This is a genomic window from Microcoleus harperi Pol14_C6 (genome assembly GCF_036701295.1).
Classification (GTDB): domain Bacteria; phylum Cyanobacteriota; class Cyanobacteriia; order Cyanobacteriales; family Microcoleaceae; genus Microcoleus.
Window position 1 is genome coordinate 127,970 of record NZ_JAUBQN010000005.1, and the last position, 19,770, is coordinate 147,739.

The window sequence follows — 19,770 nt, forward strand, 5'->3', positions numbered from 1 at the left end:
TCGATCGCTATTTAGGGAGGTGCACACTGCTAACCCTAGGATATGGAACTAGGTTTTTTTTGCACTTACCTACTTAGCGATCGAATTAGTAGCAATTAAACCTGCCTCAATCAACAAGCGATCGAGACTGTCAACCAGTCGATCAAGACAATGTAAAATTTGTCGCTCGCCCGCAGGTAACGAAATAGAATTAGTTAGACTGTGAATTTGGCTGTCCAAATTTTCAGGCAATTTTGAGCACAAAGCTGTTGCCCTTTCTACCAGGCGCTTTTCGCCCGGATGAGGGATAAAATTCACAGCAAAAACAATATCAAAATAACTGCCTAAAAACGCGGCTGTTCGATGGATAATGCTTACTAAATCGCGGCGCAAAACAGCGGATTCTAGCTGGTGGCGAAATGAAAAAATCTGGTGGCGCAAAATCGGATAATTTTTGGCAATTATAGTTGACGGAGTTGTTCGGGATAAGGTCGATCGACATTGGCTTGAAATTGCGGAAACCAACCGTCTCTGTCATACAATGATACTGAGGTGAGAACGTTCCACCAAAAACAGGTTGAATCACCTACTGATGCTTGATGTTTGACCAGGACGCGATCGAGTTCTTCTTCGATCCATTCGGGCCTGCGGTACATAATATCTATACCGCATCCAGTGTTAATATCTATCCACTCGTCCCCGGGTTCCCAAAATTGATTGTTGATTGCGATGGGAGCGGAAAATTGTCTCGCTATCGCCTCCCGTATGTCAACAGGAATATCCTCTTTAACATACACGTAAAAATCAAAATCCGACGACTCATCCGTAACTATAGTTGTTCGAGAACCTGCTAAAACTACGGCTACAACTTGAGGCAAACTGCTAAAATGCTCGCCAATAGTTTGACCCACTGGGGGAATTTCTTCGAGAGCTAGTTGATAATTGTGCAGCATTTAATTACCTTGTTTGGCACTTAAAAAATAACAGCAAATGCTTAACTATAGCACTCAATATTTTAATCCCTAAGCTTGAAATCGTAACTCAACAATTGATAGTTGTTAACAAATATGGCGGAGGCGAACTGATGCGCTGCTACAACATCAGACCCCCAACCCAAACCAGCTCAAAAGTGATATAAAATTTTGTTTTTTATTTTACCCTTTGACACGCCGATCGTGTAGAATCTAAAATCTAAAATCTAAAATCTAAAATCCCTATGTCCTTCGTTGGTTTGCACATTCACAGCGATTATAGCTTACTAGATGGGGCGTCTCAGCTACAGCAGCTCGCAGAACGGGCGGTGGAATTGGGGATGCCGGCGATCGCCCTTACAGACCACGGGGTGATGTACGGCGCGATCGAACTAATCAAAGTTTGCCGAAATAAAAATATTAAGCCTATTATTGGCAACGAAATGTATGTCGTCAACGGCGACATTGAAGTAAAAGTTCGAGGTAGAAGAAAATACCATCAAGTTGTTTTAGCTAAAAATACCCAAGGTTATAAAAACCTCGTCAAACTAACCACAATTTCCCACTTAAAGGGAATGCCTGAAAGAGGTATTTTTGCCAGACCTTGCATCAACAAGGAACTGCTCAAACAATACTCCGAAGGTTTAATTGTCACCAGTGCTTGTTTGGGCGGCGAAGTTCCCCAAATGATTCTGCAAAACAAGCTGGATACTGCCCGCGAAGTGGCCACATGGTATAAAGAAGTATTTGGGGAAGATTACTATATAGAAATTCAAGACCACGGTTCCCCGGAAGACCGGATTGTTAATGTTGAAATAGTCAAAATTGCCCGCGAACTCAAGATTAAAATAATTGCCACCAATGATTCTCACTATATTTCCTGCAACGATGTAGAAGCACACGATGCTTTACTGTGCATTAACACCAATAAACTGATTGAAGAAGACAAGCGGATGCGCTACAGCGGCACTGAGTATTTGAAGTCTGCAGACGAGATGGCGCAACTGTTTCGAGACCATTTGGATGATGAAACAATCAAAGAGGCGATCGAAAATACCCTAGAGGTCGCAAATAAAGTATCGAGATACGAGCTCACAGGAGAAGCTCGAATTCCCACAATTCCAATTCCCCCAGAACATACAGCAGATACTTATGTAGAAGAAATATCCTGGCTGGGACTCTTAGAACGCCTCAAAGCCCGCACCAGAAATGAAATCCCCCCCGTCTACAAACAAAGGCTAGAATACGAACTGAAAATGCTTCAGCAAATGGGCTTTTCGGAATACTTTTTAGTAGTTTGGGACTACATAAAATATGCTAGAGACAATGATATTCCAGTAGGGCCAGGACGCGGTTCTGCCGCAGGTTCTCTAGTTGCCTACGTCCTCAAAATCACCAATATAGACCCCGTACACCACGGACTACTATTCGAGCGATTTCTCAATCCCGAACGCAAATCCATGCCAGATATTGATAGCGATTTCTGCATAGAAAGGCGGGACGACATGATTAAATACGTTACGGAAAAATATGGTAGCGAGCGCGTAGCGCAAATTATTACTTTCAACAGAATGACATCAAAAGCTGTCTTGAAAGATGTTGCCAGAGTGTTAGGTATTCCCTACAAAAAAGCCGACGAAATGGCAAAATTAATTCCCGTGTCCAGGGGAAAACCGGAAAAACTTAAAGTGATGATTTCCGATGACACACCTGCACAGGAATTTAAAGACAACTATGAAAATACAATTTGCATCAATGAAGAAACAGGGACAAAAGTCCCAGTTCGTCAGTGGATTGACATGGCAATTCGCATTGAAGGAACCAACAAAACCTATGGCGTTCACGCGGCCGGTGTGGTAATCTCTTCAGAGCCGTTGGATGAAATTGTACCGCTGCAAAAAAATAATGAAGGTGCTGTAATTACCCAATATTTCATGGAAGATTTGGAATTTTTGGGGCTGCTGAAAATGGACTTTTTGGGATTGAAAAATTTAACAACGCTCCAGAAAACCGTTGATTATATTAAGCACACCCAAAATCTAATTGTAGATCCAGAAATGCTACCTTCTGATATAGAGCGCAGAGCTCAAGAGACTTTTGCCAGAATCAAAAAGTTACCAAATGATGTAGATAAAACTTATAGACTTTTAGAAAGAGGAGATTTAGAAGGTATTTTTCAGTTAGAATCCTCTGGAATGCTGGATGTAGTGAAAAAACTCAAACCTTCCTGTCTGGATGATATTTCTTCTATTTTGGCACTTTACCGACCTGGGCCGCTGGATGCAGGTTTGATTCCTCAGTTTATTGACTGCAAGCACGGTAAAACAGTTGAGTACGATCATCCGCTATTAGAACCGATTTTAAAAGAGACTTACGGAACGCTTTGCTTTCAAGAGCAAATTATGCGCATGGCTCAAGATTTGGCCGGCTATTCTTTGGGGCAAGCTGACTTGCTGCGCCGTGCAATGGGAAAGAAGAAAGCTGATGAAATGCAGAAGCAAAAAGAAACGTTTATCGACGGCGCAACTAAGAATGGAGTCAGTCAAAGAATTGCTGATAAACTATTCGCGCAGATGCTGCAATTCGCTGAATACTGTTTTAATAAATCCCATTCAATGGCTTATGCGTATATCACGTATCAGACTGCCTATTTAAAGGCGAATTATCCTCTAGAATACATGGCTGCACTGCTGACGGCTAACAGGGGCGATCAGGATAAAGTACAGAAATATATTGCCAATTGTCTCAAGCTGGGTATTGAGGTGGAGCCGCCCGATGTTAATAGCTCGGAACTTACTTTTACACCGCTTCCCAAACAGATGACTGGCTCGGCAAAAGATAAAATCTTGTTTGGAATTTCTGCTGTTAAAAATGTGGGAGAAGCGGCGATTGAAAATATTTTGGCAGCGAGGCACGAAGGGGGTAAGTTTAAATCGCTGGCTGATTTGTGCGATCGCGTAAATCTCCATTCTGTCAACCGCCGCGCTTTAGAAGCATTAATTCAATGCGGTGCTTTTGATAAAATTGAAAACAACCGCAAGCAATTAGTAAACGACCTCGAAGGAGTGATGAAATGGGCGCAAGAGCGCAAAAGAGATAGAGAAAGCGGGCAAGGTAATCTCTTTGATTTGTTAGGTACGAATAGCTTTGGTAAGTCGGTAAATACCTATGAGTCTGCACCTAAATCTAAATTGGTACAAGATTATGACAAACAGGAGAAATTGCGTTTAGAGAAAGAATTGCTGGGCTTTTATGTATCAGAACATCCCCTAAAATTTCTCATGCAAGTAAACCCAGACCCCGATGTTGTGACTCTCGAACAGTTAGCAGATAAAAAGGGGAAAGTATCAGTTATTGTCATGCTCAGCGCTATCAAAATGGTAGTGACAAAAAAAGGCGATGCGATGGCAATTTTGCAATTAGAAGATTTGACACATCAAATAAAAGCTGTTGTTTTCCCCAAGGCTTACGAACAAGTGAAGCCTTACATTGTAGAGAATGCTATCTTACAGATTAGTGGAAAAATTGAGAAAGATGGGGAGGAAATTCAGATAATTGTAGACACTGCAAAGCCGGTGGAAACAGTACAGGTTACAGAGGAAATCGAGAGGGCGGAATCGGAAATAAGCAACTCTTGGCCGGGGGAAACAGTCAACATTGTACGATCGACAAAACCTGTCGAAGTTTTAGAAATGGTGATTGTCAAGCTGACACCGCAGCAAGTACAAGACGGGAAAAAACTCAATTCCCTCAAAGCTATTTTGCAAGAACTATCCAATCGTGGAGAAGGTGCTAGCGTTTCTGTGGGCGGAATTGTTGTCGGTGAATATTCCTGTCAACCCGTTCGCATTAACCCTCAATTGTGGGTGCAAGATGGCGAGGGAACTGTTAGCCGTCTTAAGTCGGCTGGATTTGATGCTTGGGTTTTTCCTCTAGACAATCGCGGGGATGCTGTGGTGTTTCGAGAAATGCGATCGCAACTTAATGTACATTCTTGGGCCAGTCGTTTACTTGACACTGACACCGATCGCCTTCACAAGTATGTCACTTATCTAGCCCAACTAAACAGACGCGCGCCAAATTAACACTTCGCCGCCATCGCTACCGGTGACTAAAGTTTGACCGTCAGGACTAAAAGCCACCGGATTGCATCCAGCCAGACTGCACAAACATTCTCCTGTTTCCAGGTTCCAGAGTTTAACCGTACCGTCTCGACTGCCGCTAGCCATAGTTTCGCGATCTGGACTAATCGCCACCGAAATTACCGCATCAGAATGCCCCCTCAAAGTATTAATCAATTCCCCTGTATCGGCATTCCACAATTTAACAGTAGCGTCGGCACTTCCACTGACAATCGTTTTTCCGTCTTGACTAAATGCGATCGCATAAACCCAATCTGAATGACCGACAAAAGTCCGTACACTCTCCCCAATACCTACAAGCCACATCTTGATAGTTGTGTCAGCACTGCCGCTGGCAAGCATCATACTTTGAGGGCGAAAACTAACAGATAAAACCTTATCAGAATGTCCCGAAAGTTTTTGAACCAATTCTCCATTGCGCTGGTTCCACAATTTAATACTCTGGTCGCCGCTAGCACTCGCAATCGCTCCCGAGTCGCAACTAAAAGCCACCGAGTACACGGAGCCGTAGCGGTGACTGTACGGCGAACCAAAATCGCTATAAAATTCGCGAATCATCGCCTTTTTATCCAGCTTCCACTCAATGACTTTTCTGTCAAAACTGCCGCTAACCAGCATTCTCCCGTCTGAGCTGATTGCCACAGCATCAACCGTTGCGGAATGGCCGAAAAAAGTATGGATGAATTCACCTGTTTGCAGGTTCCACAGCTTAATTGTTTTATCGTCGCTGGCGCTAGCGAGAATATTGCCTTGAGGATTAATAACCACAGCATTAACCGGGGCCGAATGGCCCTGGAGAATGCGCTCGCACCGCCAGTTATTAGAGGACAATAATCTCGGAGCAGCGGATGGCACAACATGAATCTTCTGGGGCGGCGCGGCCGAGACGGCGGTTGCTGTCTTTGGCTGCGAGTTAGTTACTGGCGAATTAATAGCGATTTTGGCGGGCGAATTATAACTGATTTGAGAGCGGGGATATTGCCCAAAATTTACCAAGTCTTGCAACACTTCAGCAGCGGATTGATATCGCTCTCGTACCGAATCTTTGAGCAATTTATTCAAAATAGTTGCTAATTTTTGGCTGACTTTTATGCCTTTTTGCGCCAAGTGCGATCGCCAAATCCATTTGCATTCCAAAGCATCGAACAAATCCTTCAATACCGCCCCAGTTAGCAGGTGAATGCAGGTAACGCCCAAACTGTAAAGGTCACTCGCCGGATAGGCCTTGCCGCTGCGAATTTGTTCGATCGGCGCATAGCCAGCAGTTCCAGTTATCGTCCCAGTTTGCGCCTCAGAAAGGCCGGTAATGTGCTTAGCAACTCCAAAATCTACTAGCACAAACTGACCCCCCCTGGCCTTCCCTTGTACGGCAGGAGATTCAGCGACAATTAGCCCTTTCATACCAGCAGAAGATTGAGGTAAATTTGCCCCTCCTTTTCGTTTACCAGGAGTCGAGCTGGGATATCCCGCCGCCCACAAGGTTTGGGGAGTTCTCCGCACAATATTTTCCGGCTTAATATCCCGATGAATCACCTGCTGCTCATGAACAAATTGCAAAACAGGCAACAAATTGATCAACAATTCCCAAATCTGTTCCTCGCTAAAAGCTCCCTGCTGCTGCAACTCCTGAAACAAATTATTTCCCTCGATTAACTCTTCCACAAGATACAGACGTTTTGCTTGTTCAAAAGAAGCCAGCAAACTTGGAATCTGCGGGTGTTCTCCGAGTTCGTGCAACCGATGAGCTTCTTGTTTGAACAGTGCAGTTGCCTTTTCTAATTCAGCTTTTTCTTGAACTTGGGGGAAAAATTGTTTGATGGCGCAGGGAGTTTTCAACCTATCTTCATCGACAGCTAAAAACGTTCTGCCAAATGTTCCTTCACCGATAGGCTGAATGGCGCGGTAACGCTCCTTCAGTAGCAATTTAGAGCCGCACGCCAGACAAAAATTGGTTGAGTCAGCATTCTGCGGCTTTTGGCAATGGGGATTGAGGCAATAGCTCATCTTTTTTCCTGCCTGGAGATTCCCACCACAGCTAAACTTAGCAACATGGTAGTCTGTTTCCACTCACGCCCAGAGCACCATTCTCGATAATACCTGAGAAACTCGCTGTCTTAACCCAAAATCTCGGCTCTCAGGTTGAGCCCGTGGCAAGAAACCAAGGTGAGGACACTAGAAGTGCTTGATGTGAGTTTCCATATATTCTAATGCTTTCCTAAAATTTTGCAGGTTGGCGGCTCACAAACTGGTATGTCAACAGTTAACTGTTAACTACGGCTATTCTGGAGCATTTATGCGGAGAGTAAATACAACACTGAGACGATCCCGGCTATTCTCCCCCATCTAAAAGACACTTTTGCTCCTCGCCGCCCTTCTGTGACGATGCTTTGGCTTTAATCACCGCTTCTCTAAAGCCTAAAACTAATAAAATATTGGCAAGTGTTAAGAATAATTCCGCAGAACCGTGCAGCCAATCGACATTTGCTAAGGATTCGTTGTAGGCAACTTTTGCGTAAATTGCGGCGGGAATCGTCACAGCCACAAAAACGAGAGTGCCGTAAAATCCCATCAGAGCTAAACGGGGTGTTTTTCCCGAGCGAGTCAAAAACCAGAGAAATCCCAAGTAGGGAAATAGAGACAGAACAAATAAAGTTTCTTTGGAAATCATTAGTAATTGGCGAGCGACCAGATACTATGATAAATTAAAAGATCAAAAATTAGTGTGAATAATTTTTAACTTTTGATATTTAGTTTTAAATATTTAATTAGACAGATGCACCCGTTTCTATCGAACCGCTATAGAATCACCCAAGACCATAGCTGTTAACCCAAGCCGCAGCAGGTTGGCGTTATTCAAAAACCCTCACCCACGCGGAGACAAAACCCGTAACTTTTCCCCTAACACCGTTTTTACCATAACACATTTTTCACCGTGCCAGTCTGTTAATTGTCCCTCACTCCAAAGTTACCCAGCAATTAGAAATAGAGACTGTTCCAAAGTTTTCTGTCTGCTAGGCATCAAGCAAGCATCGTTCAAAACCTCTAAATTCAAGCCGTTATTTCTATCTGCTGCCAGAATTTCCTTCAGCTTAGCATCAAAATCAAAACACGGCCCGCAATCCCAAACTTTGAGTTCCAACCGTCCGTTAAACACCCTAATTTCCAGTTGAACAGGAGTTTCTACGGGTAGATTTTTGTGAGCGTGGCGAACTGCATTAGTGAAACCTTCAGCCAACCCCAATTGAAACTTCCACCAAACCTCATTGGGGAGCGATAAATCTTTCAACTGCTCAAACCACAACAAAACTTGAGTTAAAGCATTCACATCAGTGTTGACTTGCAGGCTAATATGTTGAATACAAATTTCATGCAACTCTTCTTCCTGCTCTGTTTCAGTCTGCCAATCCCAGGTGTTTAATAAATTCATTAACCCATCTAAAACGCTAGCTTTTTTTATATTTTGTGAACGATTGCGACCTTCTACTTCGTAAGTTTTGCTCAACGACAAACAATTTCGATTGTCGAGAGTCCGGGTGTAACTGAGCTCGTCTGCAATCTGCCACATGAGTTTGATCCCCCTGCCGCCTTCTGCAAGTTGATCTATGCTGTTCGACATCTATTTTCCTCGTCTGAAAGTATTAGCTGTACCCTATTTTCCCACCCGCCGAGACATTTGTTACTTTTTTTATACTTGCTGGCTCGGTATTATTTCGGGGATAATACAAAAATGCTATCTTTTTTAGAGAAGGCAGCGCATCAGCAATATGTCTTAAGAGTCTAAGCCAATTGGCTTATTTACCTATCGCCTGTACGGAGAACGATCGCCCTCGGCAGCTAAATCCAACTACATCGATTACAAATACTGATCCGCTGTCGGAGTCAGCCACTTGTTCCAGCCGTCGCAAGCTCCCCAATCCCAGGTATTCAGGGCATCCGGCCGTTGGCCGCTCGCTGCAAAGAAGCCTTGAGGTGCGCGCTTTCATCCCCAAGGCCTCAGTAATATCCGCGAGCGCGATCGAACCTTACACCGTCGAGCCGCGTCAATCCACTAGACTAGGACTTACGCAAACAACCCGGTTTCTTTTAAGAATATTGGGTTTGACAGGGAGGAATTAACGAGGAAACCGGGTTTTTGGTCCCCCGCACGTAAGTCCAGCAGACAAATCGGTGATGAAAGGCAGTTACAGGACTTACCCCGACTATGACCAAAATTAAACTGAAAATTCTGACTGCAGCGATAATGCTACTCCCATTTTGCGCCGCACTTCCCTTACCTGCTCAAAATCTGTCTCTAGTCAAGCGGCTGCTAGAAACCAGAGGATGTCCCGGATGCGACTTATTTGGCGCTTCCTTGAGCCGTGCAGATTTGTTTGGCGCTTCCTTGAGCCGCGCCACTCTCAACAGGGCCGACTTAGTTGATGCCGACTTAACTGCGGCGGATTTAATGGAAGCTAATTTAAACAACGCCAACATGAGAAACGCCTTTTTGGCCGACGCCGACCTCAGCAAAGCCGACATGAGTAGGGCCGACATCAGGGGAGCTAACTTAGAAAATGCTAACCTCAGCGAGAGTTTTCTGCGAGACGCATCGCTCCAGTTGGCTAACTTAAAATGCAGTAATTTGAGCGCCGCCAAACTCAGTAGAACAGACCTGAGAAATGCCGATTTAAGCGGTGCAAATCTCAGCGGTGCCGACCTCCAAGAAGCCGATTTAAGCGGTGCAAATCTCAGCGGTGCCGACCTTAGATCTGCCGACTTGAGGGATGCGAGATTGAACAAAGCTAATCTCACAGATGCCAATCTTTGCGGCGCCCGGATGCCGAACAGAAAAATATCTCGGCGAGGCTGCGAAGGTAAGAAAGAACAAGCGATAAGCACGAACAATTACTGCAATTACTGCTATGCTTTGAATGACTGGTGGCTGAATGTATTAAGGTTTTACTAAACGGTATCCTCACCCTAATTGCTCCGCTTCAGATATGTACTGTTAGAAGTGCGAGCAGGCGGTACAGATGTTAAACTTAACCTGTTACCGCCAATAGCTTTTATCTACTTTGAAGAACCTAAAAATTGGCTCAGTATTTGCAGATATTCTGCGCCCCCGATCTGTGCCACATTAGTGTGACCTCCATCAGGAACTATGTACAACTGTTTGGGCTCAGGTGCTGCCTCAAACATTTTTTTGCTCATTTCGACTGGAACTACATTGTCAGCAGTCCCGTGAATAAAAAGCACGGGCATTTGCAGGCGATCGACTTTTGAAAGAGAATCAAACCGCTGTGTCAGCAACAAATCTATGGGAAACATCCAAAACAGCCCTTTTTGGAAATTAACCATCGCCCGCGTCGAAGTAAAAGAGCCTTCTACGACTAACCCCGCCGCCTCCGGGTGACGCACGGCTAGATCGATCGCGATCGCGCCTCCCAAAGAATGACCGTAGAGATAAATTTGATTCGGGTTAATCCCCCGCTGTTTCACCAAATAATCCCAAGCAAGTTGAGCATCCTCATAAACCTGAGATTCACTCGGAAAATCGCCCTGGCTTTTTCCATAACCACGATAATCCATCACAAATACCGACAAACCTAATCGATGAAATCGATAAGCGTGTTCGACATTTGCTCCTACATTTGAAGCATTGCCGTGCAGGTACAAAACTACCCCCCCTAATCCCTTGTTAAGGGCGGGAACCGTAGCGATGGCCCGTTTGTCACTTTGGGGGGTAGCCAGAAATGACTCCCCCTTTCTTGCTCCACCCCTTGATAAGGGGGGGCTGGGGGGATTTCCCGAGGCAGGAATCCACCACCCGTGCACGCTGTCCACCGCGCCTGTTTTAGTTGGAATTGGCAACCAGACATCTTGATATTTCAACTGAAAATCATCTGGCGTAGTTTCGATCGCCCGCGCGGGAAAAAAGATAAACTTACCTTGTGCTACAAATAGGAATACACAAGCAGCAGAATAAGCAACGGCCAAAACTATCCCAAAAGCTATTAGCGATTTAGACAAAAGGAATACTAGCAAGTTGTTCATAGATAGAGCACGCAGGAAATTAGAGATCGCTCAAAAGCTAATGGCAAATGATTAATTCAGACAATTAGCCAAGATCGATTACTAACTTCCGCCGCAGCATTCCGCCGATTTTCAAAAATTAATCCAATTCCGGGTGGTGTAAGTGCCAATTCGTAGACTGTTCGTAAGCGTGAGCCACTTGAAACAACCGAGATTCTTGCAAAACATTACCAATCAGTTGTATACCCACGGGCAGTCCTTTATCATCAAATCCGCAGGGCAAACTCAAAGCTGGCAAACCAGCAAGATTCACGGGAATAGTCATCAAATCTGACAAATACATACTCAGGGGGTCATTGAATTTTTCGCCTGCTTTAAATGCGGTAGTAGGAGCAGTGGGACAGACTAAAACATCAACTTGAGAAAAAGCTTTTTCAAAGTCTTCTTTAATCAAAGTCCGAACTTTTTGAGCTTTTAGATAATAGGCATCGTAATATCCAGCCGAGAGTACGTAAGTGCCAATCGCAATCCGGCGTTTAACTTCTGCACCGAACCCTTGAGATCGAGTTTTGGCATACATATCCAAAAGATTATCGGGGTCTGGAGACCGGAAACCGTACTTGACTCCATCATATCGCGCCAAATTCGCCGAAGCTTCCGAGGGAGCAATGATATAGTAAGTGGGCAAACCGTAGCGGAACCGGGGACAAGAAATTACTTGAATTTCTGCTCCCAATTGTTGAAATTGTTCGATCGCCTTAGTAACGGCTTCTTTAACCCCCGAGTCCAGCCCTACACCAAAAGTTTCTTTAATTACACCAATTCTAATCTGACCCTTCGGTCGCAAACTGGGTCTCAAAGCTTGGGCATAGTCAGGAATTGGAACATTCAGACTCGTGGAATCTCTCGGATCGTAACCCGCGATCCCCCCCAACAAAATCGCCGCATCCTCAACAGTCCGGCCAAAGGGCCCGATTTGATCGAGAGAAGAAGCATAGGCGACCAAACCGTAGCGAGAAACCAACCCATAAGTCGGTTTCAGCCCCACCAAACCGCAAAAAGCAGCAGGTTGGCGGATTGAGCCGCCTGTATCCGAACCCAAACTCACGACACATTCTTCGGCGGCTACCGCTGCGGCAGAACCGCCAGAAGACCCTCCGGGCACGCGCTCCAAGTCCCAAGGATTCGCGGTAACTTGATAGGCTGAAGTTTCTGTCGAGCTCCCCATTGCAAACTCGTCCATATTCGCCTTACCCACAATCACCGCACCGGCTGCTTGGAGTTTGGAGACGACAGTGGCATCGTAGGGAGGAACAAAATTCTCCAAAATTCGAGAGGCGCAGGTTGTGGGAACGCCCTCGGTACACATATTATCTTTAACGGCGATCGGGATGCCGGCCAACAGGCCAATTTGCTCTCCGGCTGCGATTTGGGCATCCACTTTATGGGCCTGCGCCAATGCGCTGTCTGCCGTCACGCACAGAAAGCTTTTCAACTTCGGCTCTACCTGGGTAATTCGGTCTAATGCTTCTTGAGTAATTTCCACAGCAGAGCGTTCTTTATTGACCAGTTGTCGGTGCAACTCGCGGATGGATGCCATGCTCGTACCTTTATCATTTCTACTTTGAGACAATACAGTTAATATAACTGGCAATTGTACCTGCTTACAGCCCGAAGGCAAAGTCGGCTATTTTTGTGGCGAAAGTTCGAGCCTCGAAGATGCTTCCGCTAACGCGCGATCGGTCATTTTGTCTACAATAGATTAAATTGCCCAAATCCCACCGAACACAAAATAGCGATCGAGTTTTTCACCTAATCTTTTAACAAATCAAGAATGCAACTGTATCACGACTGATGCAAAAAGTGGTTTGACGCGAGATTGATATGAGTAAGGGGTAAGGTGTGCAATGCTGCCACTACATAATGAGGTTCTGCCTCCAAGAAGTGTATGCAAGATCGCCATCATTAAGAAATCAGTTATTCCCTATTCAGTCATCTAAATTCTAAAATATTATAACCCCGTTTCTCTTAGACGCCACCCCAAATTTATGGTATAAAAAAATCTTTAAAAAATCAACTCATTCCAGATTGTGACTGCTTTATTCCGCTAAATAGACTCAGCTAATATTAAGATTTTTTTTGATAAAAAATTACTATTTTTGTTGGACAATTTATTTTTTAATTAAAATAAAAACATTAAAATCTGATTTTTGACTAGCTTATTCGCCTCACAAATTTTTATAAAAAATAAAAAAACGATAGAAAATTAGGAGTAAAAAAATATTAGACAGTGGTTGATATTTCCTGATAATTAGGATGAGATTATCAAGAGAGCTTTTTTAGTCAAAAATTACTGAAAGTTATCAATCATCCGAGTAAATTAATGGCGGCTGCGCGATCGAAGAAAATAGTAATCGACCTTTTCCGATACACGCCCCTTGTGCCAGAGGTCAATCGATTTTAGATTTTAGATTTTAGATTGAAGCATTCACCCCACAGATAAATTCGGGGGGCAAGTTTCATCGGATACAGATTTTTTATTTCTCCACGGATGAACCCGGGGCTTGTATCCTGGATGCTTTCGGTCAAAAAGCCTGTCAGAAATCTGGGGTTGACAAAAAAGCTCGAAACGCTCACCGCCACGCCGAGGTCTTTTGTTGCGCGCACCTGCAAAAAAACAGCAGTCCTTCCTCAACAGTGTCTAGCTGCGTGCATCTGGGGTAAAAAAAGCTACTTATTTGTCCGAACGATCCCCAGGAAAATAATTTCATCCGGAATTATCCCCAAAACCAAAGATATATGGTAAGAAGTTCCCGATGCCCCGTTGGAGGAATGCCACCTAAAGCTCACTTAGAATCCCACCTGACGGCAGAGGAACTCAAAATTCGCTACCGGCAGGCACAAAACACCACAGAGTCGCGCCGCTGGCACTTGCTGCTCTTAGTTTCCAGAAATTGGACTATCAAACAAGCAGCCCAAGTCGTAGGTCTCAACTACGACTATGCCAAAGAAATTGTCCAGCGCTACAACCGAGAAGGGCCTAACTCTGTCAGGAACCGCAGCGGAGACCGCCAGCCCCCTCCTGCGAAATCCTTGCTGAATCCTGAACAGCAAGAAGAACTGCGACAAGCGCTGCAAGGCCCTGCCCCCGACGGCGGAGACTGGACAGGCCCCAAAGTCGCTCGCTGGATTGCCGAAAAAATCGGTAGCGATCATGTCTGGCCCCAACGCGGCTGGGATTACCTCAAGCGGTTGGGTGCTGACTGGCGACGGCGGCGCAAAAAGTAGATAGTTCGCCATATTTAAAGGGGGTTGATTGCTTTGGTGCGATCGAGCCCTTTATTTTGGTTATTTTGCCACATTGGGGCGCTCAAAACCATTTTAGATTTTAGATTTTAGATTTTAGATTTTAGATTTGTTCTCTTATCTAAAATCTAAAACTGTTTGACTGATGTAACAATAGCTGCTTATATTGAATGTGGTGGTGTTGAGGATGTTAAATATGGGAGATATCAGGTGTTTTTTGTCGATCGCCAACAAGATGGCGGCAGTAGTAGCCGGTATCGGACTGGTTCAGATGTTAACCATCGCAACTTCATTCTCTCAATCATCTAACCCGCGTTCCCTAGACGAACTCTACAAAGTTCGCGATCGGCTGATCACCGAATTAGAACAACCCTCCTCTCCCTCACCAGAACCAACCCTCCTCTCCGGCTTAGTTCCCTTCGCAGCCAATCCTCAAGAACAACTGCTACAGCAGTTGCAAGCGGTGGAAGCTCAAATATTAGTAGAACAGAGGGCTAAGGACGACTTACAGCAAGCAGTCCGTTTAGCCAACCGAGCCGTAGAAACTCAACGGCAGCAAAATAAGTCGATCGAATCTTCGCAGCAAACTCAATTTTTCTGGAACCAGGCACTCAACAACTTGCAGGAAGTTCCTCAAAATTCATTTTTAGCTTCCCTCACTGCCTCAAAAACTCAAGAATACCGGGAAAATTTAACAGCAGCAACCTTTCAAGTGCAGCAAGCAAAATCTGATTTTTTGGGTGCGCTTGCCCGGGAAAGCGGTTTGTCGGCTCAAGCTTCGATCGGTGTTTGCAACCTTTCTAGAGAGTGCGTAAACCTCCGGGGCGATGTGCCTCCAGTCAGTCCGGCCAGCTTAATTAAATTGCCGATTGCTGTCGCCCTGATGCAAAAAGTCGAAAAAGAAAAAATTAGTTTGAACCAGGAAGTATTCGTCAATCGGGGTAATTTCACCGAAGACGCATCGGCAAAGATTACCTCCAATCGCAATTACCCGCTACAGCTACTGTTAGAAGAAATGATCTATCGCAGCAGCAATATCGCCACCAATCAACTAATCGATTATTTGGGTTCGGATTATATCAATCAATATTTAGATAATAGTGGCTACGAAGTCACCCGCGTCAACTTCAAATTAATGGGGGAAAGAATTATGCCCTCCAACCCCGGTTCTGGTCGCAACCGCCTGACTGCTAACGAACTCACCGAAATGATGGTGAAAATTTACAACGGCGAAACACCCGGTGCTAAACTGTTAATAGAAACCCTCAACCGCCAGTACGATCACGCTCTGGGATTTGCCGCCTTGCAAGGAACTAAAGCTCACTGGTTGGGCGAAAAAACTGGTCAAAATTCGCTCGTGCTCGGCACAACTTTAGCGATGAGCATTGACGACGAGGCCTATGTGATTACTGTGATTGACAGCCGCAGCGGCGACCTACAAATGCGCCAGTCTATTTCTAAAATTGCCGATTACATTGTCCGAAACCCCAGCTTTTAACGGCTGGAATATACAATTTATAGCGGGGGACAATGCACCGCCCAAATAGTTAAAAAATGTCGCATAAAAAACTCAGTGTTTCCGTCAAAAGCAAAGGGTTTCCCATTCTCTGCTTACACGGCCATCCAGGTTCTGGCGATTGTATGTCGGTATTCACAGAACACCTATCAAAACGCTTCCAAACGATCGCCCCAGACTTGCGCGGATACGGCAACAGCCGCACCTCAACTTTCTTTGAAATGACCGACCACCTGCTCGATTTAGAAGCACTATTAGACAGATTAGGACTCGATCGATGTTTGGTGATTGGATGGTCTTTGGGAGGGATTTTAGCCCTGGAATTAGCAATGAAATATCCCCAACGAGTCACTGGTTTGATTCTACTTGCATCCGCAGCCAAACCGCGAGGAAGTCACCCTCCCATCTCTTGGCAAGATAACCTTTACACCGGTTTAGCCGGAATTATCAATTGGGCCCTACCCGGTTGGCAGTGGAATATTGATACTTTTGCTAGGCGATCGCTCTTTCGCTACTTGATACAGCAGCATAACGCCACCCCTTACCGCTACTTAGCACAGGCAGGTACCCCCGCCTACCTCAAGACTTCCAACACGGCCACCAAGGCGTTAAATACCGCTCTGAGGGCTGGATACGATCGACTGATGCACCTGGGCGACATTCATTGTCCGTGCTTGGTGTTGGCCGGAGAGGGCGATCGGCACATCACCTCGGCATCCAGTTTAGAAACAGCCCGCCACCTCCACAATTGTCAGTGGCAGTGCTATCCCAATACAGCCCATTTGTTCCCTTGGGAAATTCCCGATCGGGTACTCGCAGACATCGATCGCTGGATTGAGACTCACCCCGAAGCAGTTGGCAATTGCCAGTGTTGAGTTTTGAGTTGGTCACAAGCAATTTATTACCCAACACTCAAGATTTTTGAAGTTACAACACCTCACTACTCAAAACCGCACAGCGTTGCGAGGGAAGCGTAGCCATCTCAAAACTCAAAATTCCCCCTGCTTCTACTGACCGCTCAAAACCGGCCAGAGCCCTCCATCACCAAGCTTTCCCAAATCTTCTGCAACAGTTAAAGTAATTGGCTTGCAGCGGTGAATCGAAACACTAACACCTTCTGCCCCTTCATTTTCTATGTCTTCTACATATCCTGCTTTTGCAGCTTCCGCCTCTCCATCGGTTAAGAACGGGCCAAAATAGTAAATGCACCGCGGCGCTGAAGTTTTAACTTCAACCCACCAAGCCAATCCGAAAAAGTTGAGCAAGCTAATCAAGAATTCTTTCATCTGCTTTTCTAATGTATTTGACGGTGTTTTCAGGGTGCTGCGAACACGCCTAGGCTTTTGTTATTTACACGTGGCTAACTGCTGCCAAGAACCGATCCAAAACTATTTAAAGGTGATATTTAAATAGATGGGTGTCGAATTCCTGTTTGAACCTAGGGGCAAGGCCCCTTCTACTTTCGCCTAAACAAGTAACGACAGTCGATCGGCTATCCTTACTTGTTCAATGTGTGATGCCACTCCATTCTGGGCGGCATTCACAATAAGCTACTCTGTTGTGCTCTTTTTTTCAACCACCTTTACGATCCGTGTACGTGAAACTTTTTGGGCCCGCGCTGGCGGTAAATTTCGTATAAAGCCATCCCCGTTGCTACCGAGACATTCAGGCTAGGAGTATGGCCCCTTAAAGGAATTGAAACTAATCCGTCACATCCGCGCTGTATCAAAAGGCTCAAACCGTCCGCTTCACCACCCACCACTAAAACAGTGGGCCCGGAGAACTTGACTGTCTCTATAGATTGACCGACGCCTGCAGCAGTGCCATAAATCCAGAATCCAGCCTCTTTGAGTTCTTCCAGCGCCCGATTAAGATTGACAACCCTCGCCACGGGCAGGCTTTCCAATGCCCCTGCTGCTACTTTTCTCACTGCCGAGGTAATCCCAACAGCCCGCCGCTGTGGAATCACCATGCCCTGAGATCCCAATGCTTCTGCGGTGCGAATGATCGCCCCTAGATTGTGCGGGTCGTTGAGTCCTTCTGCTACCACAATTACTGGATCCTCGCAAGCCGACTTAGCCTTTGCGATCAGTTCGCTCAAATCCAGGTATTCGTAGGCTGATACTTGAGCGGCTACGCCTTGGTGGTTTGCTTTGCGCGTGATGTAGTCGAGACGCAAATCGTCAACTTCGTCAATGATGCTGCCGTTGGCCTTGGCTTCAGTTAGCAAGCTATGAAAGCGGGGATCGTAGCGCAGGTGGGGAACAACCCAGATCCGGTTGAGGACTTGGTTTGTTTCTAAAGCTGCTTGCACCGCATGGCGGCCGTAAATCATGTCGTCTGTGTCTGCGTCTGGTTGCACGACTGTATTTGAGGCACTGTCAACAGGGCGAGTGTCTCTGTCTTTGTCTCTGTCTCTGAAATGGTTGCCCCGGAATTCCTGCGGGCTATTGTCTTTGTCTCTGTCTCTGTCTTTGTAATAATTGCCCCTGGATTCCTGCGGTCTGCTGTCTCTGTCTCTGTCTCGGAAATTGTTGCGTGCCGGCTGCGGGCTGCTGTCTCTGTCTCTGTCTCGGAAATTGTTGCGTGCCGGCTGCGGGCTGCTGTCTCTGTCTCTGTCTCGGAAATTGTTGCGTGCCGGCTGCGGGCTGCTGTCTCTGTCTCTGTCTTGGTAATAATTTCCCCTAGATTCCTGCGGGCTGCTGTCTCTGTCTTGGAAAGTATTATTTCTGCGAAGGGATGGTTGGCTGTCGGAATCTGCTCTCCGTTTGAAAATTGCTCTCACGGGCATTTCTCGCGATTGCGGGGCAAAGGTCGATCGCTTTTGAGGCGCGTCTACTCCGCGAGTGTCGGGACGGGGCTTGCGTTCAAAGCGGGGAGAGGATGGTTGTGAGTCCTGACGGCGACCTTCGCTTTTGAATGGCTTGCTGTCGGAATTCGATCGCGAAAAGTTGGGTTTGGTAAATTTTCTCATTGGTTTCTTGTGGTCAAAACGTTTTGGCTCAAGGCTAATCGGTTGTAGATGTGAGATTATTGATTGAGGGAGCAATCTTGGGGCTTTGAGATTTTAGATAGTCTAGCGAGGGAGCAAGGATTTTGCTGTGTTCAAATTGCTAGTTAATAACTGATAAATCCTCTTTTGCAGATCGAGATTTTTGCGGTTTTATGTTAGCCGTGCCAGGATGGTTAATTAATTCCTCCCCATGCCCAACTCTTAACTGCTACATCCTTTAAGTCTCAAGATCTAAAAGTGCCAGAAGTTCCGTCAATCTTTCGGGATCGGTGAGATACAAATATCCGACCAAGGTTTCTAAGCTGCTGGCTTGTTGGTATATCTCTGGATCTGCTCGTTTAGAACGGCCCGCTGCAGCATTGCGGCCGCGCTTGACAATTGCTAATTCTGTACTGTTCAAGTAAGGAGAGAGCGATCGCAAATGACGCGCTTGAGTTTCGGCTCTTACTTGCCCCACCACTAATTCGTGATAAGCTTGCAATCTTTTGGGTGGGACTAAGTACGAACTCCGAACGTAGAGTTCGTACACTGCATCTCCCAAATATGCCCAGGCTGCGGGCGAAATTCTTTCTATTTCTGCTGGTGTAGCCCTCGCAGGATGCACTCGATTTAAACTGATATCCGTCAGACTCAGTTTGAGTCTGTCATCTGCGATCGGCGACATACTTTTTTAAATAAAACTTCCGCACAGCTTGGTTTTTCTAGTCACTTACTTATTGCGTCTTTCGCTACTTCAGCAATTATAGCTTTCCCAGGAGTGTTCGCTGTCAGATCACGAAGCGAGATAGATAGGCAAAGCTTGGCGCGACTATCGCACTCCTAAAAAAGGCT

15 protein-coding genes are annotated in these 19,770 nt (G+C 45.7%); 5 read left to right on the forward strand and 10 right to left on the reverse strand.

The window, feature by feature from the left end; all coding sequences use genetic code 11:
* Positions 1-69: 69 nt before the first annotated feature.
* Positions 70-420: a hypothetical protein gene (locus QUA27_RS06145; protein WP_333067003.1), complete on the reverse strand. Its 351-nt coding sequence runs from the start codon at positions 418-420 to the stop codon at positions 70-72.
* Positions 421-440: 20 nt separating this feature from the next.
* Positions 441-932, reverse strand: coding sequence for a hypothetical protein (locus QUA27_RS06150; RefSeq protein ID WP_333067004.1), 492 nt, complete (start codon positions 930-932; stop codon positions 441-443).
* Between the two features lie 263 nt (positions 933-1,195).
* On the opposite strand from QUA27_RS06150, the gene QUA27_RS06155 reads away from it, so the two are divergent.
* Positions 1,196-5,035, forward strand: a complete 3,840-nt coding sequence (locus QUA27_RS06155) for a DNA polymerase III subunit alpha (RefSeq protein WP_333067005.1) — start codon at positions 1,196-1,198, stop codon at positions 5,033-5,035.
* Here QUA27_RS06155 and QUA27_RS06160 read toward each other — a convergent pair.
* The 3 genes from QUA27_RS06160 to QUA27_RS06170 all read right to left on the reverse strand — a co-directional run bounded on the left by QUA27_RS06160 (position 5,012) and on the right by QUA27_RS06170 (position 8,708).
* On the reverse strand, positions 5,012-7,096 hold the full coding sequence (locus QUA27_RS06160; RefSeq protein WP_333067006.1) for a protein kinase domain-containing protein: 2,085 nt from the start codon (positions 7,094-7,096) through the stop codon (positions 5,012-5,014). The genes QUA27_RS06155 and QUA27_RS06160 overlap by 24 nt on opposite strands.
* Positions 7,097-7,421: 325 nt before the next feature.
* Positions 7,422-7,760, reverse strand: coding sequence for a DUF3593 domain-containing protein (locus QUA27_RS06165; protein ID WP_333067007.1), 339 nt, complete (start codon positions 7,758-7,760; stop codon positions 7,422-7,424).
* Positions 7,761-8,057: 297 nt separating this feature from the next.
* A complete protein-coding gene (locus tag QUA27_RS06170; protein ID WP_333067008.1) occupies positions 8,058-8,708 on the reverse strand; it encodes an ATP-binding protein in 651 nt (216 codons plus the stop codon).
* Between the two features lie 585 nt (positions 8,709-9,293).
* On the opposite strand from QUA27_RS06170, the gene QUA27_RS06175 reads away from it, so the two are divergent.
* Positions 9,294-10,037, forward strand: coding sequence for a pentapeptide repeat-containing protein (locus QUA27_RS06175; RefSeq protein WP_333067009.1), 744 nt, complete (start codon positions 9,294-9,296; stop codon positions 10,035-10,037).
* 104 nt (positions 10,038-10,141) lie between these two features.
* Here QUA27_RS06175 and QUA27_RS06180 read toward each other — a convergent pair whose 3' ends face one another.
* Both QUA27_RS06180 and gatA read right to left on the reverse strand, forming a co-directional pair.
* Positions 10,142-11,125 carry an alpha/beta hydrolase gene (locus QUA27_RS06180; RefSeq protein WP_333157700.1) on the reverse strand — a complete coding sequence of 328 codons (984 nt, stop codon included), beginning with the start codon at positions 11,123-11,125 and terminating at the stop codon, positions 10,142-10,144.
* A gap of 118 nt (positions 11,126-11,243) precedes the next feature.
* Entirely contained in the window at positions 11,244-12,704 is a 1,461-nt protein-coding gene (gatA, locus tag QUA27_RS06185) for an Asp-tRNA(Asn)/Glu-tRNA(Gln) amidotransferase subunit GatA (protein WP_333067011.1), read from the reverse strand.
* A 1,232-nt stretch (positions 12,705-13,936) separates the two neighbouring features.
* Here gatA and QUA27_RS06190 point away from each other — a divergent pair.
* The 3 genes from QUA27_RS06190 (at position 13,937) to QUA27_RS06200 (ending at position 16,801) form a co-directional block, all read left to right on the forward strand.
* Positions 13,937-14,392 carry a helix-turn-helix domain-containing protein gene (locus QUA27_RS06190; RefSeq protein ID WP_039886916.1) on the forward strand — a complete coding sequence of 152 codons (456 nt, stop codon included), beginning with the start codon at positions 13,937-13,939 and terminating at the stop codon, positions 14,390-14,392.
* 214 nt (positions 14,393-14,606) lie between these two features.
* Positions 14,607-15,908 (forward strand): serine hydrolase, encoded by a 1,302-nt coding sequence (locus QUA27_RS06195; protein WP_333067012.1) that lies wholly within the window; start codon positions 14,607-14,609, stop codon positions 15,906-15,908.
* Positions 15,909-15,964: 56 nt separating this feature from the next.
* On the forward strand, positions 15,965-16,801 hold the full coding sequence (locus tag QUA27_RS06200) for an alpha/beta fold hydrolase (protein WP_333067013.1): 837 nt from the start codon (positions 15,965-15,967) through the stop codon (positions 16,799-16,801).
* 132 nt (positions 16,802-16,933) lie between these two features.
* Here the strand turns inward: QUA27_RS06200 and QUA27_RS06205 are convergent, their stop codons facing one another.
* From QUA27_RS06205 to QUA27_RS06215, 3 genes are all read right to left on the reverse strand, one after another.
* The gene (locus QUA27_RS06205) at positions 16,934-17,212 is read right to left on the reverse strand and encodes a DUF1816 domain-containing protein (RefSeq protein ID WP_333037226.1); all 279 of its coding nucleotides are present in this window, start codon (positions 17,210-17,212) and stop codon (positions 16,934-16,936) included.
* A gap of 296 nt (positions 17,213-17,508) precedes the next feature.
* A complete protein-coding gene (rlmB, locus tag QUA27_RS06210) occupies positions 17,509-18,900 on the reverse strand; it encodes a 23S rRNA (guanosine(2251)-2'-O)-methyltransferase RlmB (protein WP_333067014.1) in 1,392 nt (463 codons plus the stop codon).
* Between the two features lie 256 nt (positions 18,901-19,156).
* Positions 19,157-19,603, reverse strand: coding sequence for a Mini-ribonuclease 3 (locus QUA27_RS06215; RefSeq protein WP_333067015.1), 447 nt, complete (start codon positions 19,601-19,603; stop codon positions 19,157-19,159).
* Positions 19,604-19,770 lie beyond the last annotated feature (167 nt).

Bases quoted from the DNA above. Each gene is read 5' to 3' on its own strand.
- QUA27_RS06150 (WP_333067004.1), bottom strand. From the start codon at position 932: ATGCTGCACAATTATCAACTAGCTCTCGAAGAAATTCCCCCAGTGGGT.
- QUA27_RS06200 (WP_333067013.1), top strand. From the start codon at position 15,965: ATGTCGCATAAAAAACTCAGTGTTTCCGTCAAAAGCAAAGGGTTTCCC.
- QUA27_RS06160 (WP_333067006.1), bottom strand. From the start codon at position 7,096: ATGAGCTATTGCCTCAATCCCCATTGCCAAAAGCCGCAGAATGCTGAC.
- QUA27_RS06170 (WP_333067008.1), bottom strand. From the start codon at position 8,708: ATGTCGAACAGCATAGATCAACTTGCAGAAGGCGGCAGGGGGATCAAA.
- QUA27_RS06195 (WP_333067012.1), top strand. From the start codon at position 14,607: ATGGGAGATATCAGGTGTTTTTTGTCGATCGCCAACAAGATGGCGGCA.
- QUA27_RS06205 (WP_333037226.1), bottom strand. From the start codon at position 17,212: ATGAAAGAATTCTTGATTAGCTTGCTCAACTTTTTCGGATTGGCTTGG.
- QUA27_RS06190 (WP_039886916.1), top strand. From the start codon at position 13,937: ATGCCACCTAAAGCTCACTTAGAATCCCACCTGACGGCAGAGGAACTC.
- QUA27_RS06180 (WP_333157700.1), bottom strand. From the start codon at position 11,125: ATGAACAACTTGCTAGTATTCCTTTTGTCTAAATCGCTAATAGCTTTT.
- QUA27_RS06215 (WP_333067015.1), bottom strand. From the start codon at position 19,603: ATGTCGCCGATCGCAGATGACAGACTCAAACTGAGTCTGACGGATATC.
- QUA27_RS06175 (WP_333067009.1), top strand. From the start codon at position 9,294: ATGACCAAAATTAAACTGAAAATTCTGACTGCAGCGATAATGCTACTC.
- gatA (WP_333067011.1), bottom strand. From the start codon at position 12,704: ATGGCATCCATCCGCGAGTTGCACCGACAACTGGTCAATAAAGAACGC.
- QUA27_RS06165 (WP_333067007.1), bottom strand. From the start codon at position 7,760: ATGATTTCCAAAGAAACTTTATTTGTTCTGTCTCTATTTCCCTACTTG.
- QUA27_RS06155 (WP_333067005.1), top strand. From the start codon at position 1,196: ATGTCCTTCGTTGGTTTGCACATTCACAGCGATTATAGCTTACTAGAT.
- rlmB (WP_333067014.1), bottom strand. From the start codon at position 18,900: ATGAGAAAATTTACCAAACCCAACTTTTCGCGATCGAATTCCGACAGC.